General features: G+C 34.4%; 12 protein-coding genes. All 12 read left to right on the top strand.

The genetic code is table 11. The annotated features are described in order from the left end of the window. Positions 1-112 precede the first annotated feature (112 nt). Positions 113-1249 carry a DNA polymerase III subunit beta gene (gene dnaN / locus QM857_RS07180; RefSeq protein WP_195184357.1) on the top strand — a complete coding sequence of 379 codons (1137 nt, stop codon included), beginning with the start codon at positions 113-115 and terminating at the stop codon, positions 1247-1249. Positions 1250-1315: 66 nt separating this feature from the next. After that, positions 1316-1510 carry a DUF951 domain-containing protein gene (locus QM857_RS07175; RefSeq protein WP_006150549.1) on the top strand — a complete coding sequence of 65 codons (195 nt, stop codon included), beginning with the start codon at positions 1316-1318 and terminating at the stop codon, positions 1508-1510. 84 nt (positions 1511-1594) lie between these two features. Next, positions 1595-2710: a redox-regulated ATPase YchF gene (ychF, locus tag QM857_RS07170; protein ID WP_195184356.1), complete on the top strand. Its 1116-nt coding sequence runs from the start codon at positions 1595-1597 to the stop codon at positions 2708-2710. Positions 2711-2782: 72 nt separating this feature from the next. Further along, positions 2783-3352 carry an aminoacyl-tRNA hydrolase gene (gene pth / locus QM857_RS07165; RefSeq protein ID WP_178894383.1) on the top strand — a complete coding sequence of 190 codons (570 nt, stop codon included), beginning with the start codon at positions 2783-2785 and terminating at the stop codon, positions 3350-3352. Then, positions 3345-6848, top strand: coding sequence for a transcription-repair coupling factor (gene mfd / locus QM857_RS07160; RefSeq protein ID WP_414275585.1), 3504 nt, complete (start codon positions 3345-3347; stop codon positions 6846-6848). Before pth ends, mfd begins: the two co-directional genes overlap by 8 nt. Before the next feature lie 65 nt (positions 6849-6913). Further along, the gene (locus QM857_RS07155) at positions 6914-7180 is read left to right on the top strand and encodes an RNA-binding S4 domain-containing protein (protein WP_414275517.1); all 267 of its coding nucleotides are present in this window, start codon (positions 6914-6916) and stop codon (positions 7178-7180) included. Continuing rightward, positions 7173-7541, top strand: a complete 369-nt coding sequence (locus QM857_RS07150; RefSeq protein ID WP_414275516.1) for a septum formation initiator family protein — start codon at positions 7173-7175, stop codon at positions 7539-7541. The genes QM857_RS07155 and QM857_RS07150 overlap by 8 nt, the downstream gene beginning before the upstream one ends. A 6-nt stretch (positions 7542-7547) precedes the next feature. Then, the gene (locus tag QM857_RS07145; protein WP_414275515.1) at positions 7548-7670 is read left to right on the top strand and encodes an SP_0009 family protein; all 123 of its coding nucleotides are present in this window, start codon (positions 7548-7550) and stop codon (positions 7668-7670) included. Then, a complete protein-coding gene (locus QM857_RS07140) occupies positions 7663-8931 on the top strand; it encodes a serine hydrolase (RefSeq protein WP_414275514.1) in 1269 nt (422 codons plus the stop codon). Before QM857_RS07145 ends, QM857_RS07140 begins: the two co-directional genes overlap by 8 nt. Beyond that, on the top strand, positions 8928-10205 hold the full coding sequence (gene tilS, locus QM857_RS07135; RefSeq protein WP_195184353.1) for a tRNA lysidine(34) synthetase TilS: 1278 nt from the start codon (positions 8928-8930) through the stop codon (positions 10203-10205). Before QM857_RS07140 ends, tilS begins: the two co-directional genes overlap by 4 nt. A gap of 4 nt (positions 10206-10209) precedes the next feature. After that, positions 10210-10752: a hypoxanthine phosphoribosyltransferase gene (hpt, locus tag QM857_RS07130; RefSeq protein ID WP_004250918.1), complete on the top strand. Its 543-nt coding sequence runs from the start codon at positions 10210-10212 to the stop codon at positions 10750-10752. 16 nt (positions 10753-10768) lie between these two features. Further along, positions 10769-12727, top strand: coding sequence for an ATP-dependent zinc metalloprotease FtsH (ftsH, locus tag QM857_RS07125; RefSeq protein WP_036756480.1), 1959 nt, complete (start codon positions 10769-10771; stop codon positions 12725-12727). Positions 12728-12821: the final 94 nt, after the last annotated feature.

Below are 12821 nucleotides of genomic sequence, written 5' to 3'. Positions count from 1 at the left end.
AAACAAGTATAACTTCTTGATTTTTCTAAACTAAACTTGGTTTTCCACAGATTTCACACAGCCTACTATTACTATTAACCTTCTAATAATAAAAATAAATAAAGGAGATTCCATGATTCATTTTTCAATTAACAAAAATTTATTCCTGCAATCATTAAATATTACTAAACGTGCTATTAGTTCAAAAAATGCTATTCCTGTTTTATCAACTATTAAAATTGATGTGACTAACGAAGGAATTACATTAATTGGATCAAATGGTCAAATTTCAATTGAGAATTTCATTTCTCAAAAAGATGAAAATGCAGGTCTTTTGATTAACTCTTTAGGTTCTATCCTTCTAGAAGCTTCTTTCTTTATCAATGTAGTATCAAGTCTTCCAGATGTGACTCTTGATTTTAAAGAAATTGAACAACATCAAATTGTACTAACAAGTGGAAAATCAGAAATTACTCTGAAAGGAAAAGACAGCGAACAGTATCCACGTATTCAGGAAATTGCAGCAAGTAATCCTCTAATTCTTGAAACGAAACTTCTTAAGAAAATTATCAATGAAACTGCTTTTGCTGCTAGTGTACAAGAAAGCCGTCCAATCTTGACTGGTGTACACTTTGTCCTAAGTAATCATCAAGAATTGAAAACAGTTGCGACAGATTCTCACCGTCTCAGTCAGAAGAAATTGACACTTGAAAAAAATAGTGATAATTTTGATGTTGTCATCCCAAGTCGCTCTCTACGCGAATTTTCAGCTGTTTTTACGGACGATATCGAAACAGTAGAGATTTTCTTCGCAAACAACCAAATTCTCTTTAGAAGCGAAAATATTAGCTTCTATACACGTCTCTTAGAAGGTAATTATCCTGATACAGATCGTCTGATTCCAACAGATTTTAATACGACAGCGACTTTTGATGTTGTGAATCTACGTCAATCTATGGAACGTGCACGTCTTTTATCAAGTGCTACTCAAAATGGAACTGTAAAATTAGAAATCAAACAAGGAGTAGTTACAGCTCATGTAAATTCTCCAGAAGTTGGTAAAGTAAACGAAGAAATCGATACAGAAAGTGTATCTGGTGAAGATTTAACTATTAGCTTTAACCCAACTTACTTGATTGAAGCACTAAAAGCTTTGAATAGTGAAAAGGTAACAATCAGCTTCATTTCAGCAGTTCGTCCATTTACCTTGGTACCAGCTGATACAGATGAAGATTTCATGCAACTGATTACACCAGTTCGTACAAATTAATGGAAAGAGGTTGAGCTTAGCTCACCTCTTTTATGATATAATCAGAAATATGAAAAGGAGAGTAGTATGTATCAAGTTGGAAATTTTGTTGAAATGAAAAAACCACACGCTTGTACAATCAAGTCTACAGGTAAAAAAGCCAATCGTTGGGAAATTACACGTTTAGGTGCAGATATCAAAATAAAATGCAGTAATTGTGATCATGTTGTCATGATGAGTCGCTATGATTTTGAAAGAAAAATGAATAAAATCATCGACTAGAAACACTGAATTAGAGGGTTAGCAAGTTTTCCCTTTTTGTGTTATAATATTGAAGATTGAAATGTGAACGGAGAATGAGAAATTATGGCTTTAACAGCAGGTATCGTGGGTTTGCCAAACGTTGGTAAATCAACCCTATTTAATGCAATTACAAAAGCAGGAGCAGAGGCTGCAAATTATCCATTTGCAACTATTGACCCAAACGTTGGGATGGTAGAAGTTCCAGATGAACGTCTACAAAAATTGACTGAAATGATTACTCCTAAGAAGACAGTCCCAACAACCTTTGAATTTACAGATATTGCAGGGATTGTAAAAGGTGCATCAAAAGGAGAAGGTCTTGGGAATAAATTCTTGGCCAATATTCGTGAAGTTGATGCCATTGTCCATGTAGTTCGTGCCTTTGATGATGAAAATGTCATGCGTGAGCAAGGTCGTGAAGATGCTTTTGTAGATCCATTAGCAGATATTGATACCATTAACCTAGAATTGATTCTTGCTGACTTAGAATCTGTTAATAAACGCTATGCGCGTGTGGAAAAGATGGCACGTACGCAAAAAGATAAAGAATCAGTTGCAGAATTTAACGTTCTCCAAAAGATTAAACCAGTTCTTGAAGATGGTAAATCAGCTCGTACGATTGAATTCACAGATGAAGAACAAAAAGTAGTTAAAGGTCTTTTCCTTTTGACCACGAAACCAGTTCTTTATGTAGCGAATGTGGATGAGGATGTTGTTGGAGACCCAGACTCTATCGATTATGTGAAGCAGATTCGTGAATTTGCAGCAACAGAAAATGCAGAGGTAGTGGTTATTTCTGCGCGTGCTGAAGAAGAAATTTCTGAGTTAGACGATGAAGATAAAAAAGAGTTTCTTGAAGCCATTGGTTTGACAGAATCAGGTGTGGATAAGTTGACTCGTGCAGCTTACCATCTATTAGGACTTGGAACTTACTTCACAGCTGGTGAAAAAGAAGTTCGTGCTTGGACCTTTAAACGTGGTATGAAAGCTCCTCAAGCAGCTGGAATTATCCACTCTGACTTCGAAAAAGGATTTATTCGTGCAGTAACTATGTCTTATGATGATTTGATTAAATACGGATCTGAAAAGGCTGTAAAAGAAGCTGGACGCTTGCGTGAAGAAGGAAAAGAATATGTCGTTCAAGATGGCGATATTATGGAATTCCGCTTTAACGTATAATCAACATTTTTAATAGTGTCAATTAGGTTGGAAAAAAATTCCAGCCCTTTTGGCTTTTGAAAGGAAATTTAAATGACAAAATTACTTGTGGGATTGGGAAATCCAGGAGATAAATATTTTGAGACAAAACATAATGTTGGTTTTATGTTGATTGACCAACTAGCAAAAAAACAGAATGTATCCTTTACACACGATAAAATATTCCAAGCTGAATTAGCTTCATTTTTCCTTAATGGTGAAAAAATTTATCTAGTGAAACCAACAACTTTTATGAATGAAAGTGGGAAAGCAGTTCATGCTTTATTAACCTACTATGGTTTAGATATTAAAGATTTACTGATTATTTACGATGATCTTGACATGGAAGTAGGAAAAATTCGTCTTCGCGCTAAAGGATCAGCTGGCGGTCATAATGGTATCAAGTCAATTATCCAACATATTGGTACACAGGTTTTTAATCGTGTAAAGATTGGTATAGGTAGACCTAAAAAAGGAATGTCTGTTGTTCACCACGTTTTGAGTAAATTTGACAAGGATGACTATATAGGTATTTTACAGTCTATTGACAAGGTTGACGATGCTGTAAATTATTATTTACAAGAGAAAAACTTTGAAAAAACAATGCAGAAATACAATGGGTAAGGGAATGTCATTAATCGAATTCTTTTTAGAGAATAATCATATACAATCATGGAATGGGCATTTATCTCTCAAACAAAGACAATTACTACTTGGTTTATCAGGATCAGCAAAATCCTTAGCTATTGCAAGTAGTGCTAAAAATCAGGACAAGATTTTAGTGATGACATCTACTTATGGAGAAGCTGAGCGTCTAGTAAATGATTTAATTTCTATCCTGGGTACTGATATGGTTTATCCATTTTTAGTAGATGATTCACCAATGGTAGAATTTTTAGTATCGTCACAAGAAAAGATTTTTTCTCGCGTTGAAGCCTTACGTTTTCTAAGAGATAAATCTCAAAAAGGAATATTAGTTTGTAACATGGCAGCTAGTCGTATATTCTTGCCTGATCCTAAGATTTTCGATGATAGTGTTTTAAAACTGCAAGTCGGACAAGAGTGTGAACAAAGAGAATTAAAAAATAAGTTAACTGCACTTGGTTATAAGAAAGTTACACAAGTTCAGAGTCAAGGTGAATTTAGTCTTCGAGGGGATATTTTAGATATCTTTGAAACATCACAAATTTCTCCTTACCGAATTGAATTTTTCGGTGATGAAATAGATGGGATTAGAGAATTTGATGCAGAGACACAATTATCAAAGGAAAGTCGCCCTGAAATTTCTATATATCTCGCTAGTGATATTTTACTAACTGCTGAAGATTATCATCGTGGTCAGGAATTTTTAGAAAAAGAGATTGACAAGACATTGTCACCAACTGTAAAGTCTTACCTAGAAGAAGTTTTTAGTTGCACGAAAGAGCAAGTTTTTCATGCAGATATTCGAAAGTTTTTATCTGTTTTGTATAAAAAACAGTCGACCTTGATTGACTACTTGAACCAAGCGCCTATTATCTTTGATGATTTTCAAAAAATCATGGATCAGTATGATATTTTTGATAAGGAAACAGCTAGCTACTTTACAGAGGATTTACATAATAGTAAAGCTGTATCAAGTTTACAATACTTTGCAGATGTAGAAAGTCAATTTAAAAAATATTTACCAGCTAGCTTCTTTTCTAATTTTCAAAAGGGACTTGGAAATCTAAAATTTGATCATCTTTATCAATTTAATCAATATCCAATGCAAGAGTTCTTCAATCAATTTTCTTTTCTGAAAGAAGAAATTGAACGCTATAAAAAATTAAAATATACGATTGTTCTTCAGTCAAGTAGCGAGAATGAACTAAAAAAATTGTCAAGTATTTTAGAAGAATATGACATAAAAGTTGATAATATTAGTGCGAATGAATTCTGTAAAGGAACTGTCAATATTGTTGAAGGAAACCTTCGTCATGGTTTTCATTTTGTGGATGAGAATCTTGTATTCATCACTGAATATGAAATATTCAAAAAGAAGATTAAACGCAAATATAGAAGACAAAATATTAGCAATGCTGAAAGATTAAAGGATTATAGTGAACTCCAAAAAGGAGACTATGTTGTTCATCAAATTCATGGGATTGGTCAATTTTTAGGAATTGAAACGATTGAAATCAAAGGGATTCATAGAGACTACGTAAGTGTTCAATACCAAAATGGAGATCGAATTTCTATCCCTGTAGAACAAATCCAAACCTTATCTAAGTATGTTTCAAGTGACGGTAAGGCTCCAAAGTTAAACAAATTAAACGATGGACGTTTTAAAAAAGCTAAGCAAAAAGTTAAAAATCAAGTTGAAGACATCGCAGATGACTTAATTAAGTTATATGCAGAGAGGAGTCAACTTGAAGGTTTTGCATTTTCAAAAGATGATGAAGACCAAGTTGCTTTTGATGAGGCTTTCCCTTATGTTGAAACTGAGGACCAACTTCGAAGTATAGATGAAATTAAAAGGGATATGCAGACTTCTCAACCAATGGATCGACTCTTAGTTGGAGATGTTGGTTTTGGTAAGACAGAAGTTGCCATGCGAGCTGCATTTAAAGCTGTCAATGATCATAAACAGGTTGTCGTTTTAGTGCCAACAACTGTTCTTGCGCAGCAACATTACAGTAATTTCAAAGAAAGGTTTGAGCAATTTGCTGTAAACGTAGATGTTTTAAGTCGTTTTAGAAGTAAAAAAGAGCAAACTGAAACACTTAAAAAATTGAAAAAAGGCCAGGTAGATATCTTGATTGGGACCCATCGAGTTTTGTCTAAAGATGTTGAATTTGCAGATTTAGGATTGATCATCATCGATGAGGAACAACGTTTTGGTGTCAAGCATAAGGAAGCACTTAAGGAATTAAAAAAGAAGGTGGATGTCTTAACCTTGACAGCTACACCAATTCCTCGAACTCTTCATATGTCTATGCTAGGTATCCGAGATTTATCTGTCATTGAAACCCCTCCAACAAATCGATATCCTGTTCAAACCTATGTTCTTGAACAAAATGATCGTGTGATTCGTGATGCTGTGTTGAGAGAAATCGATCGTGGTGGTCAGGTTTACTATCTTTACAACAAAGTTGACACGATTGAAAAGAAGGTTTCAGAATTACAAGAACTGATTCCTGAAGCTTCTATTGGTTTTGTTCATGGTCAAATGAGTGAAATTCGTTTAGAGAATACATTACTTGATTTTATTGAAGGCGAATATGACATTTTAGTAACTACGACAATCATTGAAACAGGTGTAGATATTCCAAATGCTAATACCTTGTTTATTGAAAACGCAGATCACATGGGCTTGTCAACCTTGTATCAATTAAGAGGTCGAGTTGGTCGTAGTAATCGAATCGCTTATGCTTATCTCATGTATCGACCAGACAAATCTTTGACAGAAGTTTCAGAAAAGAGATTAGAAGCTATCAAAGGTTTTACCGAATTAGGTTCTGGTTTCAAAATTGCTATGCGTGATTTATCCATTCGTGGGGCAGGTAATCTTTTAGGAAGTTCTCAGTCTGGTTTTATAGATTCTGTTGGTTTTGAATTGTATTCTCAGTTACTAGAAGAAGCAATTGCTAAGAAAAATGGAACTGACAAGAAACGTGAAAAAGGAAATGCTGAGTTAATTCTACAAATTGATGCCTATCTTCCAGATGAGTACATATCAGATGAGCGCCATAAAATTGAAATTTACAAGAGAATTCGTCAGATTGACAATCGTGTCAACTATGAAGAATTACAGGATGAGTTGATAGACCGATTTGGAGAATATCCAGATGTAGTTGCCTATCTCTTAGAAATTGGATTAGCCAAAGCATATCTCGATAAAGTATTTGTCAATCGTGTAGAAAGAAAGAATAATAAGCTTGTCATTCAATTTGAAAAAATATCGCAACAACTATTTTTAACCCAAGATTATTTCCAGGCTCTTTCTCAGACAAATCTGAAGGCTAATATTTCTGAGAATCAAGGTTTGATTGAAGTTGTATTTGATATCCGAAATAAAAAAGATTATGAGATTTTAGAAGGACTCTTAACCTTTGGAGAATCGTTATCGAAGATAAAAGACTTAAAAGAGTCACATTAGGGATTACCTTTTTTCTTCTATAAAAGGGAGAAAAATGGTACAATAATAATTTGAGGTATTATAAGATGAGATTAGATAAATATTTAAAAGTATCACGAATTATTAAACGCCGTACGGTAGCTAAGGAAGTTGCAGATAAAGGGCGAATTAAGGTAAACGGTATCCTTGCTAAAAGTTCAACTGATTTAAAAATCAATGATCAGGTTGAAATTCGTTTTGGAAATAAATTGTTGCTTGTAAAGGTGCTCGAAATGAAAGATAGCACAAAAAAAGAAGATGCAGCTGGAATGTATGAAATCATCAGTGAAACAAAGGTAGAAGACGATGTATAAAAAAATAGTCCAAATGAATAATTCATTTATTCAAAATGAACACCAACGACGTAAATACATGATGGAAGAACGTCAAAAACGTAATCGTTTTATGGGTTGGGTTTTGATTTTGATTATATTGCTATTCATCTTACCAACTTACAATTTAGCACAAAGTTACCAACAATTACTAACACGTCGCCAGCAACTAGCTGATTTGAAAAAACAATATCAGGACTTGAGCGATGAAAAGGATAAAGAAACTAGTTTAGCAACTAAGCTAAAAGATGAATCCTATGCGGCTAAATATTCCCGTGCAAAATATTATTATTCAAAAACATGGGAGGAAGTTTATACAATTCCGGACTTACTTCCTAGGTAATGCGAAATGGAAAATTTATTAGATATTATCGAACAATTTTTAAGTCAATCAGATGAAAAATTAGATGAGTTAGCTCAAAAGAATCATCTATTACGATTGCAAGAAGAAGAGGGGAAAAAGAATGCGTAAATTTTTAGTGATATTACTACTTCCTATTTTCCTAAAAAGTGTACAAGTAGTAAGCACTGAGAATCAAGTTATTATTCCAAAGCAAGAAGTTTATTCCTTAACTCACGCTCCGTATCATTTTTATTATCAAGATACTATAGAATCTCCAAAATTTTATGGTGAGACGCCAGTTTATTCTACAGAAGACCTGATTAATGAATCGGGTAAAGTAAATGCAGAAACAAAATTATCTGTTTTAGAATGGCGATTAAATAAACAAGGACAGCCTGTCTTTAAATTGTCTAATAATCAATTTGTAATGGCTGATAAACGACTTTTATACGATAGTTCCATCGTAACCGATTTTTCTAAACGAGTATGGCTAGAACCGGGATTTGTCGTTTATAATAGTCCTTATGATCAACAAGAATTAAAGTCTACTTTAGCGTCTTATCAAGAAGTTGAGGCAGATATGTCAGTTTTTGCTGAAGGTCGTGAATTCTTACATATCAAGCAAACGGGCTGGATTTCGACGGATTATATTTCCGATGATGATAATCGTATTCAGAAAGTACAAGAGTTGCTATCTGCTAATTATCAAAATGAACAGTTCTCTATTTATATTAAACAATTGAGTACAGGTAAGGAAGCTGGCATTAATGAAAATAAAAAAATGTACGCTGCTAGTGTTATGAAATTACCTTATCTTTATTCTGTTCAGGAAAAAATCAATCAAGGTGATTACCAACTTGACACGAAATTGAAGTATGTTTCCGAAGTTAATGATTTCCCTGGTTCTTATAAACCGGAAGGAAGCGGAAGTCTTCCTAAAACAGCGGACAATAAAGAATACACAATCAAAGATTTAATCACAAAAACTGCAAAAGAATCTGACAATGTAGCTCATAATATTCTTGCTTATTATATTACGAATAAATCAGATGAAGCCTTTAAAAAAGAGATGACTACTATCGCAGGTGAGGAATGGGATGTGACAGATAAGATGGCTTCAGCTAAAATGGCTGGTCAAGTTATGGAATCTATTTACAATCAGAATGGTTTTGTTTTAGAATCTCTTTCACAAACATCTTTTGATAATCAGCGGATTGCTAAGAATATTTCTGCTAAGGTAGCCCATAAAATTGGGGATGCAGATGAATTTAAACACGATGTGGGAATAGTCTATACAGATTCTCCTTTCGTTATTTCAATCTTTACCAAAAATTCTGATTACGATACTATTTCTAAAATTGCTAAGGATGTCTACGAGGTCCTAAAATGAGAGACCGCGATTTTTTAAATCATTTTCTAGAAAAAGGTTACTTTGAAGGGCATTCAAGAGTTGTGCTGGCCTTGTCTGGTGGATTGGATTCGATGTTTCTTTTTCAACTTCTTTTGACCTATCAAAAAGAACTTGGTATTGAATTGTTTTTAGCTCATGTAAATCATAAACAACGACCAGAGTCAGATAAGGAAGAAAATGAATTAAGAAAATTAGCTGAACAAGCTGGAGTTCCAATTTATGTAGCTTGTTTTACTGGAGATTTTTCAGAAGCGAATGCTCGTCAATTTCGCTATGAATTCTTTAGAGAAGTGATGGAGAAAACTTCATCTACAGCTCTTGTAACAGCTCATCATGCAGATGATCAAGTTGAGACAATCTTTATGCGATTGATTAGAGGTGTTAGACTACAACATTTATCAGCTATTAAAGAAAGACAAATATTTGATAAGGGAGAGTTGATTCGTCCTTTGTTGTCTTTTTATAAGAAGGATTTTCCTGAAATTGAGCATTTTGAAGATTCAACGAATAAAGAAAATCACTATCTTCGCAATCGTATTCGCAACCTCTATCTGCCACAGTTAGAAAAAGAAAATGTTCAGGTAAAAAAAGCAATTTTAGAGTTTGGAAAAGAAGTTTCTGACTATCAAATTGCTTTGGCTGAATTATCTCAAGCGGTTGATGTAGAAGATTTAACTCAGTTTTTATCTTTTAGTGAAGCAACGCAAGGAGTTTTACTACAACAATACCTTCGTCGTTTTGCTGATTTAAATGTAACAAGAGAACAATTTCAAGAAATTCATCATATTTTAAAAACTAAGAGTCAATATCGCCATAATATAAAAAATGGTTATGAACTTATAAAAGAATACCAGCACTTTCAAATTAGTAAAATCAGACCAAAGTCTGATGAAAATAGTAGTGAGTGTGTGTTAAACTATCAAAATCAAGTTTTTTATAAAGGTTTTCTATTTTCATTTGGAATTCCTCTAAAAGGTGAAAATGTTCAACAAATAAATGTTTCCCGTGAAACATCATTGATTTTGCGACATCGACAGCCAGGTGATTATTTGATAATAAATGGTCATCGAAAAAAAGTAAGGCGACTTTTTATTGATTTAAAAATTCCTGCAGAAAAACGAAAAAATGCGATTATTGTTGAGCAATTCGGAAAGATTTGTTCAATTTTAGGAATTGAACTCAGTGATTTGAGTATAAAAATGAAAAATGATATAATGAACACTGTACTTTATATAGAAAAAATAGATAGGTAAAATCATGTTAGAACAAGACATCAAGAAAATTATGATTTCGCAAGATGAAATTACAGAAGCAGCTAAGAAGTTAGGTGCTCAATTGACAAAAGATTACGAAGGTAAGAATCCAATTCTGGTTGGAATCTTAAAAGGATCTATTCCTTTTATGGCAGAATTAGTCAAATATATCGACACTCATCTTGAAATGGATTTTATGATGGTTTCTAGTTATCATGGTGGAACTGTAAGTAGTGGTGTCATCAATATCAAACAAGATGTCACTCAAGATGTTAAAGGTAGACACATTGTCTTTGTAGAAGATATTATTGATACTGGACAAACATTAAAAAGCTTGAGAGATATGTTTACTGCTAGAGAAGCAGCGTCTGTTAAGATTGTTACTATGCTGGATAAACCAGAAGGACGTACTGTAGAAATTGAAGCAGATTATACATGTTTTACAATTCCAAATGAATTCGTTGTAGGCTATGGTTTAGACTATAATGAAAATTATCGTAACCTTCCTTATGTAGGCGTATTGAAAGAGGAAGTTTACTCAAAATAGAAGGGTAAGTTGTTGAATGCAAAAACAAAATAATGGTTTTATAAAAAATCCATTTCTTTATTTATTGATGATTTTCTTGCTAGTAACGGGATTCCAGTACTTCTTTGCTGGAAGGGCTGCAGGGCATAGTCAACAAATTAAATACTCAGAATTGGTGCAGGAAATCACTAATGACAATGTAAAAGAAATAACCTATCAACCAAGTGGTAGTGTTATTGAAGTGTCTGGTGTCTATAAAACTGCTAAAACAGAAAAACCGGAAACAGGTATTCAGTTTTTCACACCTTCTGCAACAAAAGTAGAAAAATTTACAAGTATTATTCTTCCATCGGATACTACTGTAGCAGATTTGCAAAAACTAGCTGGTGAACACCAAACACAAGTTGAGGTCAAGCACGAAAGCTCAAGTGGTATGTGGATTAACATCCTAGTTTCGGTAGTGCCATTTGCCATTTTATTCTTCTTCCTATTTTCTATGATGGGAAATATGGGAGGAAATAGTGGACGCAATCCGATGAGCTTTGGACGCAGTAAAGCTAAGGCTGCTAATAAGGAAGATATCAAAGTACGCTTTTCAGATGTAGCAGGAGCTGAGGAAGAAAAACAAGAACTTGTTGAAGTTGTTGAATTCTTGAAAGATCCAAAACGCTTTACAAAATTAGGTGCTCGTATCCCAGCTGGTGTTCTCTTAGAGGGACCTCCGGGAACTGGTAAAACATTACTTGCTAAAGCAGTAGCAGGAGAAGCTGGAGTACCATTCTTTAGTATTTCAGGTTCTGACTTCGTAGAAATGTTCGTCGGTGTCGGTGCCAGCCGTGTACGTTCACTCTTTGAGGACGCTAAAAAAGCAGCACCAGCTATTATCTTCATCGATGAAATCGATGCCGTTGGTCGCCAACGTGGTGTCGGTCTTGGTGGAGGTAATGATGAACGTGAACAAACCTTGAACCAACTCTTGATTGAAATGGATGGTTTTGAAGGAAATGAAGGGATCATTGTCATTGCGGCAACGAACCGTTCAGATGTTCTAGATCCAGCTCTTCTTCGTCCAGGTCGTTTTGACAGAAAAGTATTGGTTGGTCGTCCAGATGTTAAAGGACGCGAAGCAATTCTGAAAGTCCATGCTAGAAATAAACCTCTAGCAGAAGATGTGGATTTGAAGTTAGTCGCACAACAAACTCCAGGTTTTGTTGGTGCTGATTTAGAAAATGTATTGAACGAAGCGGCATTGGTTGCTGCCCGTCGTAACAAATCAGTCATTGATGCTTCTGATATTGATGAGGCAGAAGATCGCGTTATTGCAGGGCCTTCTAAGAAAGATAAAACTGTTTCCCAAAAAGAACGTGAAATGGTTGCTTATCACGAAGCCGGGCACACTATCGTAGGGTTAGTCTTATCAAATGCGCGTGTCGTTCATAAAGTAACAATTGTTCCACGTGGTCGAGCTGGTGGGTACATGATTGCTCTTCCAAAAGAAGATCAAATGTTGCTGTCTAAAGAAGATATGAAAGAACAATTAGCTGGTTTGATGGGTGGACGTGTTGCTGAAGAAATCATCTTTAATGTCCAAACAACAGGTGCATCAAACGACTTTGAGCAAGCTACACAAATGGCGCGTGCAATGGTTACGGAGTATGGTATGAGTGAAAAACTTGGACCTGTTCAATACGAAGGAAATCATGCAATGTTTGGTGCTCAAACTCCACAAAAATCTATTTCAGAGCGTACAGCTTATGAAATTGACGAAGAAGTTCGGGCATTGTTGAATGAAGCACGTAATAAAGCAGCTGAAATTATTCAATCAAATCGTGAAACGCATAAATTAATTGCAGAAGCATTATTGAAATATGAAACATTGGATAGTACACAAATCAAATCTCTTTACGAAACAGGGAAAATGCCTGAATCAGTAGAAGAGGAATCACGTGCCCTATCATATGATGAAGTCAAATCAAAAATGGCTGAAGAAAACTAAAATATTAGTAGACGAGATACAAGAGAGGATACTATTATACCCTCTCTTTCTTATTTATAAAAACTAATCTATGAAAACCAGTAAAAAATTTCAG

Origin of the sequence: Streptococcus infantis (genome assembly GCF_047463315.1) — a bacterium.
In the GTDB taxonomy this organism is placed as follows: domain Bacteria; phylum Bacillota; class Bacilli; order Lactobacillales; family Streptococcaceae; genus Streptococcus; species Streptococcus infantis_AB.
The sequence above is the reverse complement of the archived record's forward strand: the minus strand, read 5'-3'. Positions and strand labels throughout refer to the sequence as shown.